The organism is Paracoccus onubensis, from assembly GCF_003591515.1.
Taxonomy (GTDB): domain Bacteria; phylum Pseudomonadota; class Alphaproteobacteria; order Rhodobacterales; family Rhodobacteraceae; genus Paracoccus; species Paracoccus onubensis.
The window spans coordinates 93,667-114,728 of sequence record NZ_QZCG01000010.1; the positions used below are offsets into that span (position 1 = coordinate 93,667).

Sequence of the window (21,062 nt, forward strand, 5' to 3'; positions counted from 1 at the left end):
CATGCCGGATCGCATCGAACTTGGCCGACCTTATCCAGAGGATTGCGATGATATCGCCCGGGCGATGCAGGACAGAACGGTCAGCAATTGGCTGACATCCGTTCCGCAGCCATACGGTTTCGACGATGCGGTCCGTTTCGTCGCCGAGGCGGGCCCGGATGAATATGCGATCCGCATCAATGACAGGCTTATCGGCATGCTGCGGGCCGCTGAAAGTTTCGGTATCTGGCTTATGCCTGAATTTCAAGGCAAGGGAGTCGCATTTCGGGCAGCCATTTTAGGTGTGAGCCGTTATTTTCTGACCGGCGCGACGAAAATGGGTGCCGTTTACCTGGACGGAAATATGAAATCCGAACGTCTTCTGCATCGTCTGGGATTTCGTCCGGCGGGGCAGGTTACGGCGTGGTCTCATGCATTGGCGCGAGAGATGCCGGCAACCTCAATGGAGCTTACCAAAACCGGGTTTGCCAGGATTCACGGATTTTCGCTGACGACGTCGAGGCTGCGGATTGATGGCTTTACCGATCAGGATCTTTCCGCTTTGCATCGGATTGTAACCAGATCCGAAGTGGCGCGAATGTTGCTGCGCTTTTCGCCGGATATGACTCGGGACGAGGTGGCGGCGATCTTCACGGAAGAGATGTTGATCCCGCCAATGCGGCTGGTCATCCGGTACAAGGATCGGGTTGCCGGTACTGTCGGGATTTTGTCGGGAGAGCCGGCCTCGATCGCCTATTTCCTTGACCCTGAACTTGCCGGGCAGGGATTGGGACAAGAGGCGGTCACGGCATTTCTGGACGAATATATCCTGCGCTTTGCCCCGCGGGAATTGCGGGCCGAGGTGTTTTCGGACAATCCGGCTTCAGCTCGCATTCTGCGGAATTTGGGATTTCAGCAGGAAGACGAAATCATGATATCGTCCCTTGGCCGTGATATGCCTGCATCTGCCGGGATTTATCGCTGGCGGGATAAGGGCTGACGCTTCAACCTGACACCGGGTCGGTAAGCGCCCAGGGCTGCAGGATTTCCGCGCCGGGAATGATCGGATCGAGTTTCGTTCCCTGCAGATCGAAACGTCGCGGCGCCGAACCGATCCCGCCTTTGGTCACCAGGCAGCCAAGCGCGCGCGACACATCGTCAAGATCGGATTTCAGGGGCAATAGAAGCAATGTCCCCGAAATTTCCGGGCAGTTATGGGTTGCGGGTGAGATCAGCCGCATTTCCGCGATCTGCGGTGCTCTGAAAACGGTTTCGGTCAGATGGCAAATCGTTTTGCGGGAACCTCTGTTCATCAGCGAGCAGAATGGCATGCCCCGCAGCTCCATCCCCATCAGATCCATCAGATGCTGTCCGACAAGGCGGAAACGTGCCATGCCAGGCGCGAGACGTTCGACAAGAAAGGCATGGTCAAGCATACCGGCCATATCTTCGCGCGTGACCTGTGCACGAAATGGAACTGACGCGTTTCGGCGCAGACCCTGCCAGTAATGACGCATGTCCTGAACAAGACGAGCAGTGCCGGATGAAACGCTATCTTCGCGTATAGGGACCACATACAGAAGCTTGCCGGTCGGGGTGATGCGGCGGGTCGTCTCGTCGGGGTTGGCGTCGAAATCGTCCATCACGACATTTCCTTGTTAAAACATCAATAACAAACTTGTCTTTCTGTCCGCTATGCCTCCCTGTCCGCCGTTCCGGTCGTTACCGCCAGCAAAAGGCAGTAAAGGCGAAATCGCATTTCTTCGGCAAAGCTGAACCTGATCCCAGAATATGTGAATGCGCCTTGCCCTCCGAGTCCTTTCCTAAGAACTGGTTAAAGGACAATCGGGGTTGACCCTCTGCCGAGGCTGGTTCATGCCATCCATCGACTGACAGCAAGGATATTCGCCGATGAATCGAACAGGGTTGCTGATCATCCTGTCATCACCCTCCGGAGCGGGAAAATCGACTCTGGCGCGCCGTTTGATGGCATGGGATTCCTCGCTCAGCTTTTCCGTTTCGGCGACGACGCGGCCTGCGCGGCCCGGGGAAGTGGATGGCGAGCATTATCATTTCATGTCTCCCGACAGATTCCGCGCCATGGTGGATTCGGGCCAGATGCTGGAACATGCCGAGGTTTTCGGCAATTTCTACGGCAGTCCCCTTGGTCCGGTCGAAACCGCGATGCGCGAGGGCAAGGACACGCTTTTCGATGTTGACTGGCAGGGCGGTCAGCAGATCCGGGCTTCCGCGCTTGGCAGTCATGTCGTGTCGATCTTCGTTCTGCCGCCATCCCTGACGGAACTGGAAAGGCGGTTGCGTACACGAGGTCAGGACAGCGATACCGTGATCGCCGGACGGATGGAGAAAAGCCGGGCCGAGATCAGCCATTGGGCCGAATATGATTATGTTCTGGTCAATGAAAACCTGGAAGAGACCGAGGCAAGCTTGCGGGATATCCTGACCGCGGAACGTCTGCGCCGGGATCGTCAGGTCTGGCTGGGCACATTCGTGAAAACCCTGATGGAGGAGAAGCGCGCATGATCTGGGAACTTGACGGGCGAATTCCTGAACTGGCCGATGAAAGCTGGGTCGCGCCCGATGCGCAACTTATGGGAGGCGTGGTGCTGGAAGCCGGCGCTTCGGTCTGGTGGGGCGCGGTCCTGCGCGGCGATAATGAAGAGATCAGGGTGGGGCAGGGCAGCAATGTACAGGATCTTTGCGTCTGCCATACCGATCCGGGATTCCCGTTAGTGATCGGGAAAGACTGCACCATCGGTCACCGCGCGATCCTGCATGGATGCCGGATCGGCGATGGCGCATTGATCGGCATGGGCGCCGTTATCCTGAACGGCGCGCGGATCGGCCCCGGGGCCTTGATCGGCGCCGGGGCGCTGGTTACCGAGGGCAAAGAGATTCCCGCCGGAGCTCTGGTGATGGGAGCGCCGGGTAAAGTGGTGCGGATGCTGGATGAGAACGCGCAGGAGGAGCTGCGCGAAACGGCGGCAAGATACCGTGCGAACGCAGCACGGTTCCGTTCGGGGCTCAAGCGGGTGGAATGAATACCGATCTGGCCAGACGGATTGCCGCGCTTCTGGAAGGTATCCCCATTCCGATGATGGCCGTGGATGGCCAGACCCGGCTGATCGCCGCCAACCGACAGGCCGCGGCATTGTTTGGCGAAGACCTTGGCGATCGCCCCTTTGTGACCATCGTTCGCCATCCGGCGGTCGTTCAGGCGGTGGAATGGGTGCTGCAACCCGATCTGGGCGATGCGCCTCCGACCGATCCGGCCTTGCCGACACCGCCCGAGGGGATTGCGACGCTGCGGGCGAATATCGTTGCGGATGGGCGGGAGATCGGCGCCGAGGTCACGGTTTCGCCGTTGCCCGCGAATATCGGCAAGGGAGCCCTCATCGCCGTGATGGATAATTCCGTTGCCGAGGAGGCCGAGCAGACCCGCCGTGATTTCGTTGCCAATGTCAGCCACGAATTGCGCACGCCGCTAACGGCGATGATCGGCTTTATCGAGACATTGCGCGGCCCCGCGCGCAATGACGCCGCTGCGCGCGACCGGTTCCTGGATATCATGGAGCGTGAGGCGAACCGGATGAACCGCCTTGTTCATGACCTGCTGTCGCTCAGTCGCGTGCAGGCCGAGGAACGCCGCAGACCCTCGGCCAAGGTCGATCTGCCGGGTTTGCTGCGCGGGGTGCTGGCGACCCTGCATCACAGCGCCGAGGACAGCGGCGTCACGCTGGAGGCGGAAGGGCTGGACAGGGAATTGCACCTGCCCGGAGATCCCGACCAGCTTGTACAGGTGTTCCAGAACCTGATCGAGAATGCGATCAAATATGGCGTTTCGGGCAAGCGCGTCAGGGTCACATTGAAACGTATCCGCCACGAGCCGCTTCTGCGCGGCCCCGGCTGGGCGGTCGAGATCAGGGATTTCGGCGAAGGTATCGATGAAATGCATCTGCCGCGCCTGACCGAACGGTTTTATCGCGTGGATACGCATCGGTCGCGGGCACAGGGCGGCACGGGATTGGGGCTGGCCATCGTCAAGCATATCGTGAACCGGCATCGCGGCCGCCTGCGGATCACCAGCACAAAGGGCGAAGGCAGCAGTTTCACCGTAATCCTTCCCGAGACATTACAGCGCGGCTGACGGTTGCGGCATCGCGGGGTATCGCCCTTGCGCCGCGCATCGCCTATACAGCCATTAACGCGATGACAGGAGAGACCGGATGCCCGATATCGACCCCGCAAAACTGGCCGCTTCCAGGGCCGCAATCGAACTGGTCCGCGACGGGATGCGGCTGGGGCTGGGCACCGGCTCGACCGCCAGCATCATGGTCCGGGAACTTGCCGCGAAGGTAAAGGCGGAGGGTCTGAGCCTGCGTTGCGCCGCGACCTCGAAAGCGACGGCGGAACTTGCGGAAAGTCTTGGGTTGCGGATCGAGACGTTGGACCAGATCGGCTGGCTGGACCTGACCATCGACGGCGCGGACGAGGTCGATTCCGAACTGAATCTGATCAAGGGTGGCGGCGGTGCGCATCTGCGCGAGAAGATCGTGGCGATGGCAAGTGATCGGATGGTGGTGATTGCTGATCCGGGTAAGGTGGTCCAGCAGCTTGGCGCTTTTCACCTGCCGGTCGAAGTTCTGGCTTTTGGCTTTGAAGCAACGCAGGAATTGCTGCGCCGTGCGCTTGATGATTTGGGACTGGGTGGAAAGCCGGTACGGCCACGCCGTCGCGGCGGTGATCTGGCCGTGACCGACGAAGGGAATTATATCCTTGATCTGGCGCTTGACGTGATCCCCGATGCCCCGGCTCTGGCCCGTGCCTTGGCGGCCATTCCGGGCGTAGTGGAGCACGGGTTGTTTCTGGGTATCTGCGACATGGCGATCATCGGGCGGGCCGATGGCAGCACGATCACGCTGGGCGCCGGTGGCGCCGAAGAGGTATGATGATGAATTTCGATTTCGATCTGTTCGTGATCGGTGGCGGCTCGGGCGGGGTTCGCGCCGCGCGGATCGCGGCGGGACAGCATGGCGCGAAGGTCGGTCTGGCCGAGGAAAGCCGCATGGGCGGCACCTGTGTCATTCGGGGATGTGTGCCCAAGAAACTGATGATCTTCGCTTCGGAGGCAACACAGAAAGCCGCGGAGATGCGGGGATATGGCTGGCAGGAGGCTGATCGCGGCGCGTTCGACTGGCAGGTTTTTCACGGCAAGCTTGATGCCGAGCTGAACCGCCTGGAGGCGGCCTATACCTCAGGACAGGTCAAGGCAGGCGTGGAGCTGTTTCATCAGCGGGCCAAATTTGCCGATCACCATATCGTGGAACTGGCCGACGGCACCCGCAAGACCGCCAAGCATATCCTGATCGCGACAGGCGGCCGCCCGGTCAAGCCGGATATCCCCGGGGCGGAGCTGGGGCTGATCTCGGATGATTTGTTTCTGCTGGATCAGTTGCCGGGACGTGCCTTGCTGATCGGCGGTGGCTTCATCGCCTGTGAATTCGCCACGATCCTGAACGGGCTTGGTGTCGATACGGTGCTGGCCTATCGTGGTGATGCGGTCCTGCGTGGCTTCGACCGCGAAGCGCGCGATATGGCGAGTGCGCAGCTAAGGGATATCGGCGTCGATCTGCGGCTGGGCCTGTCTCCTGCCGGGCTCGAAAAAAGCGGTAATCGTGTCACTGCCCGTTTCGACGATGGCAGTAAGGATGATTTCGACGCGGTCTTCTTTGCGACCGGGCGCGCGCCCTATACGTGGGATTTGGGGCTGGAGAATACCGGAATCCGCCTGACGAAGAGCGGCGCGATCGAGGTGGATGAATGGTCGCAGACCTCCGTTCCCTCGATCTTTGCCGTGGGTGACGTGACCGACCGCGTGAATCTGACGCCGGTGGCGATCCGTGAAGGACATTCATTCGTGGATACGGTATTCGGAGATAATCCGCGCCGGGTAAATCATGATCTCGTCGCCAGCGCCGTCTATCTGCGGCCGCATGAGTTAGGCACTATCGGTCTGACGGAAGAGCAGGCGGCGGAACGTGGCCCGGTCGATGTCTACGCGGCTGTGTTCCGTCCCATGCGCTCGATGTTCGCCGGCTCGGATGCCCGGATGATGATGAAACTGTTGGTTGATCCGGACAGCGACAAGGTGCTGGGCTGCCACATCTTCGGTCCTGACGCCGGGGAGATGATCCAGCTTGCCGCAATCCCCGTCACCATGGGCGCGACCAAGGCCGATTTCGATGCGGCGATGGCAGTTCATCCGACGGCTGCGGAGGAGCTTGTGACGATGCGCAGCGTGACGAGACGGCACCCTGCGGAATAGGTAAAAACCGGTGCATAGGGTTGAACATTCGAGGTTTTGACCCCAGTTTGCGACAGGTGAAACAGACCGGAAGGAAGGTCAAGCATATGGCAAATCAGGGCCCCTGGGGCGGCGGTGGCAAAGGCGGCGGAGACGATGGCGGCAATGATCGCGATAAACGTCCGTCGAACCGGCCTTGGGGTGAACAGCGGCCTCCGGAAGGGGGGCAGAAGCGTCCCGGTCAGCAGGGCGAACAGATGCCCGAAATCGAAGAGCTGATGAAAAAGGGGCAGGAGCGTCTTCGCGTGCTGATGGGCGGCCGTGGCGGTGGCAACGGTCGGAACGGCGGCGGCGGTGGTGGTGGTCCCTCGGGGCCGGGTTTTGGCTTGGGCTTCAACAAGACCACGGTGGCGATTGCCGCATTGGTGGGTATCTTCGCCTGGGGTTTTGTCAGCTTTTATCGTGTGGAAACGAACGAAAACAGCGTTGAATTCCTGTTCGGCCGCGCGGTTGCAGTCGGCACTGAAGGTCTGAACTTCGCGCCCTGGCCAATCGTGACCGCCGAAGTCCTGACCGTCACCGACGAACAGGTGACCGAAATCGGTACCGGACGTGCGGGGCCGATGGACAGCGGGCTGATGCTGACCCGCGACCAGAATATCGTGGATATGGAATATCAGATCGTCTGGAACATCTCCGACCCCGAAAAATATCTGTTCAATCTTGCCGATCCCCGGGACACCGTGCGTGCCGTGGGCGAATCCGCGATGCGTGACATTGTGGCACGCAGTGAACTCGCCCCCATCCTCAACCGGGATCGTGGCGCAATCGCGAGTGACCTTGACGATGCGGTGCAGCGGACTCTGGATGCTTATCAGTCCGGCATCAACGTGGTCCGCGTAAACCTTGACCGTGCCGATCCGCCGGAAGCGGTTATCGACGATTTCCGCAAGGTGCAGGCCGCACAGCAGCAACGCGATACGCTTGAAAAGCAAGCCGATGCCTATGCCAACCGCGAATTGGCCGCTGCACGTGGTAAGGCCGCCGAAATCCTTGAGGAAGCCGAAGGCTATCGCGCCCAGGTGGTCAATGCCGCGGAAGGTGAAGCGGCCCGTTTCAACTCGATCTATGAGGAATATGTGAAAGCACCCGAGGTGACGCGCCGCCGGATGTATCTGGATGCCATGAGGAATGTCCTGAGTCAGGTGGACAAGGTGATACTGGGTCAGAACGGCACCGATGTCGTGCCCTATCTGCCGCTTGATCAGTTGCGTCGCTCCAGCGGAAGCACCGACGCCAAACCCGCCACCCCAAGCGGAGGGTCGAACTGATGGCTACACGCAGATTCCCCCTCTCGGCTCTGGCGCTGCCCGCATTTATCGCGATCATTGTCGTGGGCATGTCCTCTCTGTTCGTCGTGGATGAACGGGAAAAGGCCCTGATCCTGCGGTTCGGCCGCGTGGTTGGCGTTCAGGAAACGCCCGGTCTGGGCGTCAAGCTTCCCTTCATCGACAATGTCGTGAAATATGATGACCGTATCCTTGGACTGCCGACGTCACCTCTGGAAGTAACCCCGCTGGATGACCGTCGTCTTGTCGTCGATGCCTTTGCACGCTGGCGGATCACCGAGCCGGTCCGGTTCCGGCAGGCGGTCGGCGCAGGGGGTATCGAAACGGCTCTGGGCCGGCTGGAACCCATCGTGAATGCCTCCATCCGCGAGGTGCTGGGTTCGGTTCCTTCGACCGATGTGCTGTCGGATGACCGGACAGCGTTAATGAACCAGATCCGGGATGAGGCACGGAAGAATTCGGAAGGGCTGGGGGTCGAGATCATCGATGTTCGCTTGACCCGGACCGATCTGCCCGAGCAGAACCTGCAGGCGACGTATGACCGGATGAAGGCCGAACGTGAACGGGAGGCCGCGGATGAAGTCGCACGGGGTAACGAGGCCGCGCAACGCGTTCAGGCAGCCGCCGATCGTACTGTGGTCGAACTGATCTCCGAGGCGGAAAGGCGAGCAAGCATCATCAAGGGTGAGGCAGATGCGAAGCGAAATGCCGTCTATGCGGATGCGTTCGGTCGCGATCCCGAATTCTTTGATTTCACCCGTTCGCTGACCTCTTATGAAGGCGCATTAAAAGGCGAAAATACGCAGATGGTCATCCAGCCGGATGGAGAATTCTTCTCGTATCTGTCTGACGACGGCTCTGACCGTGCGCGGCCTGCCTCTGAACCGGTTCCACCCGGTTCCCGTGCGTCGCAGATCGAAGACCGGACCGAAGCTGGAGAGGAAGGCGGTCTGGTGACTCCGGAAGTGAAAGACCGCGAAGGCCGTCCTCTGGGAGAATCGGCTGGCGTCGAATTGACTCCGGTGCCGGAAAATCTGGTCACGCCGCCGGAAGAGCCCTCGGCTGTGGTTCCGCCTGAAACCGATGCGGATGATGAAGCCGCGCCGATGGATCAACCGGAGGCCGCGCCGGATCAGGAAACGCCCGAGGAGCCCGTTCCGGCGGAACCGGCCCCCGCCGAACCCGCACCGGCTGAAACGCCTGAACAGAATTGAAACCAAAGCGGGCGGGGCCAACAGGTTCCGCCCGCTTTGCAACAAAAGTCACGATCAGTTCACTCATTGCGAGCGTGATTTATTTGCAACGAGAAACGAAATCCGTTTCATTTCAATCCTGTCCCGGCTGCGATAGTTCGGCCGACTTTCAATGACAACATGAGGACATTCAGCATGAAACCGCTATCTCCTCGGCATCTTCTCACCGCTTCGGTACTAGCTGTGGGCGTCGGGCTTGGTTTTGCTTATGCACAGCAACCAGATAAGGATGTATCGCCCGAAATCAGCCAACAGGCACAGGAAGCGGCGAATAATAACGAGCCGCTAAGCGCGCCTTCGGATACGCAATCCGAATCCGGCGTCATGCCAGAAAGCTTTGCCGATCTGGTCGAACAGGTCTCTCCTGCCGTGGTCAACATCACCACGACTTCGGTCGTGACGCAGCCGACACAGGGGCAGGGGCCGATGTTCCCCGAGGGAAGTCCGTTCGAGGATCTGTTCAGGGATTTTGGCTTTCCGGGTGCTCCGGGACAGAACGTGCCTCAGCGTTCGAACGCCTTGGGTTCGGGTTTCGTGATTTCGGCGGATGGCTATATCGTCACCAATAATCACGTGATCGAAGGCGCCGATGAAATCGAGATCGAATTCTATTCGGAAAAAACCCTGCCCGCGAAAGTCGTCGGTACCGATCCCAAGACCGATGTCGCATTGCTGAAAGTCGATAGCGAAGACGCAATTCCGTTCGTGAAATTCGGCAATTCCGATTCTGCCCGTGTCGGTGACTGGGTGCTGGCCCTGGGAAACCCGCTGGGGCAGGGCTTCTCTGCAAGTTCGGGCATCGTTTCCGCCCGCAACCGCGAGCTTTCGGGCACCTATGACGATTATCTTCAGACTGACGCTGCCATCAATCGCGGCAACTCCGGCGGCCCGCTGTTCAACATGAAGGGCGAGGTTATCGGCGTGAATACTGCAATCCTGTCGCCCAATGGCGGCTCGATCGGCATCGGTTTCTCGATGACATCGAATGTCGTCGAGAAGGTCGTCTCGCAATTGCAGCAATTTGGCGAAACCCGCCGGGGCTGGCTGGGCGTCAAGATACAGGACGTGACGCCTGACATGGCCGAGGCGATGGGACTCAGCAGCGACGGCGGTGCAATGGTCACCGACGTGCCCGAAGGCCCGGCATTGGAGGCCGGAATGCTGGCGGGCGACGTCATCACCGAATTCGGAGGCCAGAAGGTCGATGATATCCGCGAACTGGTTCAGCGTGTCGCGGACGCTCCGGTCGGCGAACCGGTCGAAGTCCTGGTTCAGCGGGACGGAGAGCCCATAACGCTTGAAGTGACTCTGGGCCGTCGGGAAATCGCCGAGGGCACCGCCGCCAACGAAGCCGGGAACGCGGCCCCCGAGGAAAGCAGCAATCAGGTGCTTGGCATGACCCTTGGCGTTCTGACACCCGAGATGGCATCGCAGTTGGGGGTGGCGAACGGCATGCAGGGACTGGTTGTCGAGGATCTGGATCCCGAAGGTGCGGCTGCCGACAAGGGCATCAGTGCCGGTGACATCATTACCGGCGCAGGCCAGCAACCCGTTGCCTCCGTGGCTGATCTGCAAGCGCGGATCGACGAGGCGCGTGAGGCTGGCCGCAAATCCGTTCTGCTTCTGATTCGCCGCGAAGGAGAGCCGCGTTTCGTGGCGCTTCCGGTGGACGAATAATCAAGAGGCCGGTTGCCGGTCCCACAGGGCTACAAGATGTCAGAGGGGCGGCCACAATGTGCCGCCCCCTTTTCATTGCGAGTCCGATGCCCTATCTCCGCGACAGATAAAGGAAATGAGCAGATGGCCAAGATCACCTACATCGAACATAACGGAACCCGCCATGAAGTTGACGTCGCCCCCGGCATGACCGTGATGGAGGGGGCACGGGATAACGGCATTCCGGGAATCGATGCGGATTGCGGCGGTGCCTGTGCCTGCTCGACCTGCCATGTCTATGTGGATCCGGATTGGATCGACCGCCTGCCACCGCGCGATCCGATGGAAGAGGATATGCTCGATTTCGCCTATGAACCCGATCCTGAACGCTCGCGGCTGACCTGCCAGTTGAAGGTGACGGATGAGTTCGACGGGCTTGTCGTGCAGATGCCCGAGCGGCAAATCTGAACGGATTCGGTTATTGAAAAGCTGATCATGCCGCGCCCGACCATTGCACGATGAGTCTGCCTTGAGGGCAATCACGGAATTCCGATCCCTCAAATGATAGATACGGGGCATGATTAGCGGTACGCCCAGGGTGCCGGAGTAGGGCAGAATGGTCCCTACCAGACGAGCTTGATGCCCGAAGCCATCAGCAGGAGCGCAAGGATTCCGCGCAGCCAGCGGTCAGACAGGAACCGGCTGCCGATATAGGCGCCGATCGAACCCCCGGCGGCAACAGCGACAAGCCAGATGGGCAAAGCGGCCGGGATATGATCCCATGCCGCATAGGCGCCGGCCAGTGCCGCGGCCGAGTTCATCAGATTGTAGACTGCCGTCGTGGCGGCCGTCTGCCGTGCGGTACCCCAGTTCATGCTCAGGATGATCGGGGCGAGAAACACGCCGCCGCCCGTCCCGGTCGTGCCGGATACAAAGCCGATGATTGCCCCTGTTGCCAAGGCCGCTCCGAAAGGCGGAGTGACTGTTGTTTCGGGCGATGACGAGTTGTTGCGAAACGCCGTGCGCGCCATCTGAAGCGCGGAAAGGATCAGCACGATCCCGACAAGCGGAAAATACATGCTTTTCGGTAATTGGACCGCTCCGCCAAGCATCGAGAAAGGGAAGCCCAAAAGAGCGAAAGGCCAGACATTCCGCCAAGAAAGACGTCCGCTCCGTAGGAACAGGACAGTTCCAATGGCTGCGACCAAAATGTTAAGGGAAAGCGCCGTCGTCTTCATCGCAAGGGGTGTAAAACCTGCCAGACCCATGGCGGCGATGTAACCTGATGCCCCGGCCTGCCCAACCGCCGCATAGATCAGGGCGATGACAAGGAAGAAGATTGCAAGCAGGGTCGTATCGATGTCCAATCTGTCAGTCCTCAGCCTGCTTAAAACCCAGCTTATGCCTTGTGAGAGTATCGGAACCAGGATCCGAGGTGGGGAGAGGTCGCCGGACTGTAGCGTTGCACTGTCAAGTTCGAAACGATCTATTGCCGCGCCATGGCCCTGTCGCGCCTGAACAGCCATAACAATGCCAATCCGGCAAGCGCCAGAAACGGCAGCATGGCCAGATTTACCGCGCTCCAGCCCGCCTGCGGCGAGCCGCCAAGGCAGTTCATCAATCCACCCGAGGACAGGGATGCCAGAAAGACCCCCGTGAACACGATCAGATCGTTCATCCCCTGAACGCGGCCACGCTCGGCCGGGCTATGTGCGCGGGTCAGCATTGCGGTGGCGCCGATGAAACCGAAATTCCAGCCTATTCCCAGCAGGATCAGCGTGGCGAAGAAATTCGTCAGTTCCACGCCGGTCAGGGCGACCCCGCCGGCGCAGGCCAGCAATAGCAGCCCAAGGGCGACAATCCGGGTGACGCCGAAACGGTTGATCAGATGCCCGGTGACGAAGCTGGGCGCATACATGGCAAGAACATGGGCACTGACGATAGAGGCGGCGTTCCTTGGCTCGAAACCGCAGCCGACAACCGCCAGCGGCGCCGAGGTCATCACCAGATTCATCAGGGCATAAGAGACCATTGCGCAGATCATCGCCACAATGATGACTGGCTCGCGTAAAATTTCGGAAATCGGGCGTCCCGGATCCTCTCCCTGTTGCGGAGGCGGGGGTTTGGGGATGTCCAGAAACCGGAACAGGACAAACCCAAGCAGGTTGATTACGATGACCGCGACATAGGCGCCCAGAAACGGGATGTCTCCGATATTGCCCGTAAAGCTTGCGATAGCGGGGCCGATAATGGCCGCGGCCAATCCGCCCGCCATGACCCAACTGATCGCGCGCGCCTCGAAATCGGGCGGTGCGGTATCTGTGACGGCGAAGCGATAGAAGCCCTGAGCCGACATGTAGATACCGGTCATCAGGCCGCCCAGCATAAGCAGCCAAAAGCTCCCGTACCAAAGCGCAAGAGCCGAGATGGCAGCCCCGATGGCGCCTGCGAATACGGACAGCTGAAACCCGCTGCGCCGCCCGTGCCTTTGCATGAAACGGGCCAGCGGCCGTGCCGATGTGGCCGAACCGAGAATGATCATCGACAGGGGCAGAGTCGCCAGACAGGCGTTCGGCGCAAGGCTTTGCCCCGCCAGGCCGCCAAAGATGAAATGCACCGGCATCTGTGCACCCAGCAGCGCCTGCGCAGCCACCAGAACGGTCACATTGCGCCAGGCACGCTTCATGTCCCGAGGCTGGGTCATCAACTGCGCGGTAAATCCGCGGCCAATCTTGCGCGATCCGTGATGGCCTGCCAGTTACCCGCCGCCATATCCGCATCGCTGACGATCCAGCTCCCGCCGACGCAGATCACATTGGGCAGGCTGAGATAATTATTTGCGTTGCTGGGCGAAACGCCGCCAGTGGGGCAGAAACTGATATTTGGCAATGGTCCGGCCAGGGATTTCAGAGCGGGCGCGCCGCCCGCGGCCTCGGCAGGGAAGAATTTCAGCATGTCGAAACCGGCATCGGCGGCGCGCATGACCTCGGATGCGGTCACCGCGCCGGGCAGAAGCGGCAGTTCCAGTTCTGCGCAGGCAAGAATAAGCTTTCCCGTCGCCCCCGGAGAAACCGCGAATTCCGCGCCTGCATCCTTTGCGCGCTTGGCGTCATCCGGGGTCAGCACGGTACCCGCGCCGACATGACCACCGTCGATGGCCGACATTTCCCGTATCGCATCCAGCGCGGCATCCGAACGCAATGTCACCTCAAGCACAGGCAACCCGCCGCTGATCAGGGCGCGGGCCAGATCCGCCGCTTTCGAGGCATCCTTGATCACGATGACGGGGATGACCGGGGCAAGCTGGCACAATGCGCGGGTTTTCTGGGACTGGATGTCAGGGGTCATATCGGTGCCTTGGTGGTGATGATTGCCCGCAGACTGACCGCAATATCATGCCGATGCAAGATGGTTGCCAAAATACTCCGGTGAAACCCGGCGGCAGCTCTCGGTCCTGATCACTGCGGGATAAGCAGGCATCGGACCGGCCGTTCTTCCGTGATTGCGGCGTGAAATGCCGGGACGGAAAGTCAGTCCCTGCGTCCGAATAACCGCTCGATATCGCTCAGGCGCAATTTGACCCATGTCGGGCGGCCGTGATTGCATTGTCCGGATTTCGGCGTGATCTCCATTTCGCGCAACAGCGCATTCATCTCATCCGCGGTCATGCGGCGTCCCGACCGGACAGAGCCGTGACAGGCCATGGAGGACAGAACCGCATCGATCCGCGCGCGAAGCCGGTCGGACGCGCCCTGATCAGCGAGATCGTCAAGAATGTCTCGGATCAGAGCCTGCGCGTTCAGTTTGGACAGCATTGCCGGAGCTTCGCGCACGGCAATGGCACCGCCGCCGAATTCCTCGACCACAAGGCCGAGTTCGGCCAATTCAGCCGCTATCGACATGACACGATTGGCATCGGATTCGGACAGCTCCACGATCTCGGGGATCAGCAGCGCCTGCGAGGCGATGCCATTCGTTTCGGCCTGTGCCTTGAGACGTTCATAGACCAGTCGCTCATGCGCGGCATGCTGATCGACAATGACCAGCCCATCCTCGGTCTGTGCAATGATGTAATTCTCGTGAATCTGTGCGCGCGCGGCCCCAAGAGGGGATTCGGTTGTGCCGATATCCGCAACATGTTCGAACCGGGCCGAAGGAGCTTCGCCAAATCCTGCCTGCTGTGTGGGAGCCGGGGCCTGAAGATCGAGGCTTGCCCGGATTGCGCCGCCCGAGGGGCGGTAGTCCATCTGGTAGTTCCGCGGCGGAGGGGCATTCAGCCCGCCGGCAGGTTCCGGTCGGAAGGAAGCCAATGTCGCATCGCCGACCGTGGACGAGGCGCGATGACCGGCATTCGCCAGACAATGGCGCAAGGCACTGACCACCAGCCCACGCGCGGCGGAGGGGTCGCGAAACCGGACCTCGGCCTTGGCGGGATGCACATTCACATCGACAAGCTGCGGATCGCAGGTCAGATACAGCACGGCCGCCGGATACCGGCCCGCGGTCATGACATCCATATATCCCGCCCGCAATGCCCCCGTCAGAAGCTTGTCCCGGACCGGACGGCCATTGACATAGATATGCTGGGCAACCGCCGCGCCGCGCGAATAGGTCGGCAAAGCTGCGAAGCCGGTCAGGGTCAGTCCGTCCCGCTCGGCATCAAGGGGGATCGCGTTATCTATAAAGTCGCGGCCCATGATACGGGCAAGGCGGGTTTGCAATGCGCCGAACAATTCTCCCTGTTCGGCATCCGCCCGGAAAATTTCCCTGCCGTCAGAGCTCAGGGTGAATCCGACATAGGGTTCGGCCATGGCAAGCCGGCGCACGGTATCGGCGACGGCCTGTGCCTCGGTCCGTTCGCTGCGCATGAATTTCAGCCGGGCAGGAGTGGCAAAGAACAGGTCGCGCAATTCGACGATCGTGCCGGGGTTACCTGCGGCCGGGCGAACCGCCGTCATCCGGCCACCCGCAACCGAAATCTCGGCGCCGTCACCTCCCGCCACGCGCGAGGTGATCGTCAGACGTCCGACCGCGCCAAGTGACGGCAGTGCTTCGCCGCGAAACCCAAAGCTGTTGATCGCCAGAAGATCGCCGCCGTCGATCTTGCTTGTCGCGTGGCGCGACAGAGCAAGCGGAAGATCCTCTGCCGTCATTCCGCAGCCATCATCGCTGACCCGGATCAGGCTTTTGCCGCCATCTCCGATCGCGATATCAATCCGGGTCGCCCCCGCATCCAATGCATTTTCGATCAGTTCCTTGACCGCAGAGGCGGGCCGTTCGACCACTTCGCCCGCAGCGATGCGATTTGCCGTTGCTTCGTCAAGTTGACGAATGATGGGGCGAATATTGGGGTTGTGATTATTCATACCGCCATATTTAGCAATTTTCAGGCAAATCTTCCAGCGTTTCTATATAAGCTGCGGAAATGCCAATTGCCGGTGTGGGAGCAGATCCGTCGTCACTCGACACCAGATCGCGTGTCTTCCGACGGTGTTTCCGGTTGCTTTGCTTCGTCCTTCCCGTCGGATGGAAATTCATCGGTAGGAGCGGCAAAGCGATTGATCAGTGCGGATTCCAATGTCTTGTTCAATTCCCGGCTGCGCTTCACATATTCCGTATTCTGTTCAAGCGGAACATTTGGCTTCCACAACTCCGCCAGATCGCGCAGCGCCGCGCGGTCCAGCCGGTAAAAGATTTTCTCCAGCTCGGCGGCCTCGTATTCGGACAAACCGGCATTCTCAAGCACATAGCGGCCGGCGCGCAGGGAACTGTCGAACAGCTCGCGGACGATATCATTCGCACCGGCCGCGTATAGCCGGTAGACATCGACCCGGTCCCGTGCGCGGGAGATGATATGCAGATCGGGCCTGCGTTCCCGCGCATAGGTGATCAGCTTCAGATTGGCCGCAGGATCGTCAAGCGCCGCGACCAGAATGCCGGCCGTGTCCAGCCCGGCGGCCGCAAGTATCTCGGGGCGTGTCGGATCACCGAAATAACCCTTGAAGCCAAAGCGGCGCATCACCTGAATCACCTTGAGATCATGGTCAAGAACGGTCGTCTGGAACCCCGACATCGTTACCAGCCGGTTGACGGTCTGACCGAAGCGGCCAACTCCGGCGATGATGATCAGCTGCTGTTCATCGATATCGTCGCTGGGGATATCGCTGCCGGTCTTCTCATCCAGCCTGCGTCTGATCTGGCCGTGAACGATGAACAGCAGCGGCGTGACAAGCATTGACAGGGCAATGACAAGCAGAAAGCCCTCGGCAAGCGATTTTGGCAAAATCGCGAGCGAGACGGCATAAGCGATCAGCACGAAACCGAATTCCCCGGCCTGTGCGAGCGACAGGGTAAAAAGAGAGCGATCTGTGCGGCCCATTTTCGTCATGCGGGCGATGATCCCGACGACCAGTGCCTTGGTTCCGATAAGCGCCGCGGTGATGCCCAGGATCGGAACCGGCTTTTCAAGCAGCAGCTGCAGATCCATGCCCGCTCCGACCGTAATGAAGAACAGGCCGAGAAGCAGTCCCTTGAACGGTTCGATCTGCGATTCGAGTTCATGTCGGAATTCCGATCCCGCCAGCATGACGCCGGCAAGAAAGGTGCCCAGTGCCGGAGACAGACCGACAAGGATCATCAGCGAGGCGATCCCCACGACGATCAGCAGCGCCATGGCGGTTTCCATCTCGCGCAGCCGCGCGGAAATGACAAAGCGGAAGATCGGCCTGATTGCAAATTGGCCCAGAAGGATGACACTCCCGACCGCCGCAAGCGTGATCAGGGTTCCGGCCCAGCCCGGCAGGTTTGCCATGAAGACTTCGCCGATATACTCATCGCCGTGCAGGCTGGCTCCGTTTCGATGCGGGAAGGGCGCAAGAAGAGGCATCAGGGCGATCATCAGAATGACCGCGATGTCCTGGGTCAGAAGTACGGAAAACGCCGAACGCCCGCCATTGGTCCGCATCAGGCCCTTTTCGGTCAGCGTTTGAAGCACGATAGCCGTCGAACTTAGCGACAGGATCATACCGACGACCAGAGCGGCCTGCCAACTGAGTCCGAACAGAATCGCGATCACGGCCAGAAGCAGGGTTGTTCCCACGATCTGCGCCGCGCCAAACCCAACCAGTTTGCGGCGCATGTTCCACAGGCTGCGAGGCTCCAGTTCCAGCCCTATAAGAAACAGCATCAGGGCAACGCCGAGCTCCGCGAAATGCTGCAGGGCATCCAGATCCGAGCCGGTCAGGTTCACAAGCGGGCCAAGAAGGATTCCGCAGGTGAGATATCCCAGAACCGATCCCAGACCCAGCCGCACCGCAAGCGGTACGGCGACGATCATCAATGTCAGGTAGACCGTCGCCAGCAGCAGGAAGTTTTCCATTACTGCCCGCCCAGCACCGAAAGTTGCTTGGATCGTCCTCCTTCGACATAGGTGATACGGCTATCACCGATTTCGACGATCTGACCTCCGTTGATCTTGTCGCCCAGACGAAGCGTGATGACCTTGCCGTTGGACAGCCGCACCAATGCGCGGCTTGCCTTGCCTGCGCCGACCGTCCCGATGATCTGGGTCCGATTGATCTGGATGCCCCCTTTCGTCGTTGCGGCAGCCGCGACGGAAGCGGCGGTTTTGCCACCCGATCTGGGTTGAGCGACCTCGGGTTCATTTTCGGCTTCGGGCGGAACGTAACGCTGATTGCGCGCGGCGGCGGCCCGTGCCTCGGCCTCGGCCTGTGCGCGGGCACGGGCTTCGGCGGCGGCGCGGGCCTGCGCTTCGGCCTGGGCATCGGCTGCGGCTCTTTCGCGGGCACGCGCTTCGGCCTGGGCCTGCAATTCCTCGTCGCGCCTGCGCTGTTCGGCAATTGCCGCCTCTTGCCCTGCATCGGCCGGCGCTGCATCCGATGCCCCCGCCGGTGCGGCATCGTCATTCCGGCGTGGCGGGATCTCAGACGAAGTGAGCGCCGTCAAAGCGACGGCGCCCGGTGATGCTGTGCTGTTCTGGACGGCTGCGGCGATGGCGTCTTCGACGGCATCGCGCGCCAGGCTTGGATCGCCGGATCCCGGATCATTGCCGTTCTGCGCCCTGAGCGCCTCCGGACGGGCCATCGGCCTGCCTGAACTGCCAAGACTGGCCGTGGCCACCCGTGAAGGAGGGCTGTCGCTTGCATTGCCTGCGCTCGCTACATCCGGGCTGCCCGCGGTATCCGAACGTGAAACCGGGCGCTCGGAACTGCTTATCGCCTCTTCGACCGCGGCGCGGACTGCATCCTGTGACGGGCCGGAGATTTCGACGGGTCTGCGCTGCGGCCGTGCCTGCGCCAACTGTATGACCGCCCCATGCTCGGCCTCGGACAGTGCTGGCGCACCGGCTTGCGCGGTTCTCAGATCGCGGAGAAGCTGTTCAAGAAACAGACGTTCGGATCTGGTCAGTCTTGTAGGCGTCCCTTCTTCGGAGCTGCTGCCCTCTTCCAGGAATGTCAGATCCGCCGGTCGGGATGGCGGGCGCGACGAGTTTCCGGTAGCCGTATTCGCAGCCGGTTGTGCATTGGCAGCGGGCGCCGCCTCGGATTCGGCCGGCGCTGTTGTGGCTGCGGGTGCTGCCTCGGGTTGGGCCGGAGCAGGCGCGGCGGCGGCCGGACGGTTGGGAGGGCGTTGCCCGGATACGCGGACGGGTTCTGGTTCGGACCGCTGCTCATAGGGTTGCGGATCCGCGGGAACCGATGGGCGTGTATCGCTGGTGGCAGGCTGGGACGTCTGTTGAGGCGAGACACGCGGCGGGCGGACAGAGCGTTCAAGCCGCTGTTGCTGTGCCTGAGTGGTTGCCGCTTCCTGCTCTGACGGTTGCGGTTGATTGGCTGGTTCCGTTGACGCCGATGCCGAAGGCGAGACCGCACGGTCGACGGCCTGTCCCGCTGCAATCTGTGCCGCCTCACCCTGAAGAACCCGAGAGTTCGAGGGATCGGAAGATGGCGTTTCCGGCGTCTCGGCATCGGCTCCGGAAGTAAGCGATTCCGCAGCCGGGGTACCCTGCATCGCTTCTGCAAGCGCAGCGGTCAGCGGATCGTCGGAGGTCGCAGCTGGATCCGCAGATTCTGGCGCAGTCTCTGAATCGGACAGGGCGGTATCGGCAGGGGTGATTTCCTGAATTGGAATATCTTCGCCTGAATCGACGGTATTCTGGCCGGCAAGGTCCTGCTGCGCAGAACCATTCAATCCGGGTTCATCTGCGCCCGGATCGGTTTCACCGCTATTCGTCGCCGTCTGTGCCGTCGGTTCGTCGGATCCTGCCAATGCGGGATCCGCCTGTGCCGGATCCGTTTGTGCCGGATCCGTTTGTGACGGCGTTCCGGCAACTTCATCCGGCTCGGGGCTGTTGCCACCGAAAATCAACAATGCGGCGACAAGAAGGACGAACAGAAACCCGCACATGATCGCCAGATTGCCGGGGGCGGCGCGCTGTAGTCGCGTCAATAACGCAATCGCTTTTCCAGCGGCTTCGGGCTCCGGCTTCGCTCTGCTGCTGCGAGCTTCGGCGGCTTTTTCGTGGAAGGCCTGCGCACGCGGCGAAAGTCCTGCGGCAAGCGGCGTTTCATGGCCTTCGCCATGCCGGATGACGACCGGTGCCGCCACGCGCGGCGGATCCTTCTTCGGCGCAGGCTGGGCGGGCTCCGGGACGGCCGATGGTTCCTCGGCCTCGATCTCGTCCGGCGAAGCGGATATCGGTACGGGAATCGGCTCGGCCGCCGGAACCGGAGCCGATACGGGAAAAGCGTAATGCGGTATGATCGCCGATATGACGGGATGGGTTTCTTCCGGCTCTGCGATTGCGATCCGGTCAGAGGTTATTCCTGAATTCCGAAGTTCGGGTTTGCTGAACGGAATTGCGTCATGTTCCTGCCGTGCAAGTTCCGAGACGCCGAAATCGGGATCACCTTCAAAACGGTCATCGCCCGGGCGGGCGACGAAACCGGATGGACGAAAGCCCTGAAGCCTTGCGAATTCTTCGGCCTCTTGCAGCGTTTTCCGCGCTACCGCGGCCACGCGCAGACTGTCGATTCTGCCATCCGCATCCGGACACCAGTCGAAGGCCAGATCATCGGCTTTGTAGGGGGTCATCCCTTCAAGCGCGCGCGCGATGGTCGCCGGGATGTCCGAACCGGGAGAGGTCGTCATCGTCGTGTACAGGATCTGATCGTCCGGGATCACCAGAACCGTATCCGGCTCGGAGGAATCCTGCGCCAAATCGCTGCGCAAGGCTCCAAGTTGACCCGCGATATTTCCACGGGCGAATTCGGCCTGACCCAGCGGTTGCCAATCCTGCCCCTCTCGTCGTTCCAGAAAGACCGCCTCCTGGGTGAAACTCATTGCGAACATGGGAACGGCGTGTTTGTTCATAGTATTTTTTCGTTGCTCGATTATCTTTATATGCCGCAGTTTTGCCGCGATCTGGTGTCACATTCCCATATCTACCCCAATTTGTAGTATGAGGGAAGCGGAACTGGC

At 60.8% G+C, this 21,062-nt stretch carries 17 protein-coding genes; 10 read left to right on the top strand and 7 right to left on the bottom strand.

What is annotated here, in order from left to right; genetic code table 11:
• The first annotated feature begins 1 nt into the window (after position 1).
• The gene (locus D3P04_RS15090; protein WP_182912890.1) at positions 2 to 979 is read left to right on the top strand and encodes a GNAT family N-acetyltransferase; all 978 of its coding nucleotides are present in this window, start codon (positions 2 to 4) and stop codon (positions 977 to 979) included.
• A gap of 4 nt (positions 980 to 983) precedes the next feature.
• On the opposite strand, the gene D3P04_RS15095 is transcribed toward D3P04_RS15090, so the two are convergent.
• Positions 984 to 1,622, bottom strand: a complete 639-nt coding sequence (locus tag D3P04_RS15095) for a PAS domain-containing protein (protein ID WP_119750334.1) — start codon at positions 1,620 to 1,622, stop codon at positions 984 to 986.
• Between the two features lie 268 nt (positions 1,623 to 1,890).
• Between D3P04_RS15095 and gmk the strand changes: the two genes are divergently transcribed.
• The 9 genes from gmk to D3P04_RS15140 all read left to right on the top strand — a co-directional run bounded on the left by gmk (position 1,891) and on the right by D3P04_RS15140 (position 11,030).
• On the top strand, positions 1,891 to 2,523 hold the full coding sequence (gmk, locus tag D3P04_RS15100) for a guanylate kinase (protein WP_119750336.1): 633 nt from the start codon (positions 1,891 to 1,893) through the stop codon (positions 2,521 to 2,523).
• Positions 2,520 to 3,041: a gamma carbonic anhydrase family protein gene (locus tag D3P04_RS15105; RefSeq protein WP_119750337.1), complete on the top strand. Its 522-nt coding sequence runs from the start codon at positions 2,520 to 2,522 to the stop codon at positions 3,039 to 3,041. The genes gmk and D3P04_RS15105 overlap by 4 nt, the downstream gene beginning before the upstream one ends.
• Complete coding sequence (locus tag D3P04_RS15110; protein ID WP_119750339.1) at positions 3,038 to 4,147, top strand: sensor histidine kinase; 1,110 nt, start codon at positions 3,038 to 3,040, stop codon at positions 4,145 to 4,147. The genes D3P04_RS15105 and D3P04_RS15110 overlap by 4 nt, the downstream gene beginning before the upstream one ends.
• Positions 4,148 to 4,226: 79 nt before the next feature.
• Positions 4,227 to 4,949: a ribose-5-phosphate isomerase RpiA gene (gene rpiA / locus D3P04_RS15115; protein WP_119750340.1), complete on the top strand. Its 723-nt coding sequence runs from the start codon at positions 4,227 to 4,229 to the stop codon at positions 4,947 to 4,949.
• A 2-nt stretch (positions 4,950 to 4,951) separates the two neighbouring features.
• The gene (gene gorA / locus D3P04_RS15120; RefSeq protein ID WP_119750550.1) at positions 4,952 to 6,325 is read left to right on the top strand and encodes a glutathione-disulfide reductase; all 1,374 of its coding nucleotides are present in this window, start codon (positions 4,952 to 4,954) and stop codon (positions 6,323 to 6,325) included.
• A gap of 86 nt (positions 6,326 to 6,411) precedes the next feature.
• Complete coding sequence (gene hflK, locus D3P04_RS15125) at positions 6,412 to 7,635, top strand: FtsH protease activity modulator HflK (protein WP_119750342.1); 1,224 nt, start codon at positions 6,412 to 6,414, stop codon at positions 7,633 to 7,635.
• Positions 7,635 to 8,867: a protease modulator HflC gene (gene hflC / locus D3P04_RS15130; RefSeq protein WP_119750343.1), complete on the top strand. Its 1,233-nt coding sequence runs from the start codon at positions 7,635 to 7,637 to the stop codon at positions 8,865 to 8,867. The genes hflK and hflC overlap by 1 nt, the downstream gene beginning before the upstream one ends.
• A gap of 174 nt (positions 8,868 to 9,041) precedes the next feature.
• Complete coding sequence (locus tag D3P04_RS15135) at positions 9,042 to 10,583, top strand: DegQ family serine endoprotease (protein ID WP_119750345.1); 1,542 nt, start codon at positions 9,042 to 9,044, stop codon at positions 10,581 to 10,583.
• A gap of 123 nt (positions 10,584 to 10,706) precedes the next feature.
• On the top strand, positions 10,707 to 11,030 hold the full coding sequence (locus D3P04_RS15140; RefSeq protein WP_119750347.1) for a 2Fe-2S iron-sulfur cluster-binding protein: 324 nt from the start codon (positions 10,707 to 10,709) through the stop codon (positions 11,028 to 11,030).
• A gap of 155 nt (positions 11,031 to 11,185) precedes the next feature.
• Here D3P04_RS15140 and D3P04_RS15145 read toward each other — a convergent pair whose 3' ends face one another.
• The 6 genes from D3P04_RS15145 to D3P04_RS15170 form a co-directional block, all read right to left on the bottom strand.
• Complete coding sequence (locus tag D3P04_RS15145) at positions 11,186 to 11,929, bottom strand: sulfite exporter TauE/SafE family protein (protein WP_119750349.1); 744 nt, start codon at positions 11,927 to 11,929, stop codon at positions 11,186 to 11,188.
• Positions 11,930 to 12,048: 119 nt separating this feature from the next.
• On the bottom strand, positions 12,049 to 13,266 hold the full coding sequence (locus tag D3P04_RS15150; RefSeq protein WP_119750351.1) for an MFS transporter: 1,218 nt from the start codon (positions 13,264 to 13,266) through the stop codon (positions 12,049 to 12,051).
• Positions 13,266 to 13,910, bottom strand: a complete 645-nt coding sequence (gene eda, locus D3P04_RS15155; protein WP_119750353.1) for a bifunctional 4-hydroxy-2-oxoglutarate aldolase/2-dehydro-3-deoxy-phosphogluconate aldolase — start codon at positions 13,908 to 13,910, stop codon at positions 13,266 to 13,268. The genes D3P04_RS15150 and eda overlap by 1 nt, the downstream gene beginning before the upstream one ends.
• Before the next feature lie 182 nt (positions 13,911 to 14,092).
• A complete protein-coding gene (mutL, locus tag D3P04_RS15160; protein ID WP_119750355.1) occupies positions 14,093 to 15,928 on the bottom strand; it encodes a DNA mismatch repair endonuclease MutL in 1,836 nt (611 codons plus the stop codon).
• Positions 15,929 to 16,020: 92 nt separating this feature from the next.
• A complete protein-coding gene (locus tag D3P04_RS15165; protein WP_119750357.1) occupies positions 16,021 to 17,940 on the bottom strand; it encodes a cation:proton antiporter domain-containing protein in 1,920 nt (639 codons plus the stop codon).
• A complete protein-coding gene (locus tag D3P04_RS15170; RefSeq protein ID WP_119750359.1) occupies positions 17,940 to 20,954 on the bottom strand; it encodes a hypothetical protein in 3,015 nt (1,004 codons plus the stop codon). The genes D3P04_RS15165 and D3P04_RS15170 overlap by 1 nt, the downstream gene beginning before the upstream one ends.
• Positions 20,955 to 21,062: the final 108 nt, after the last annotated feature.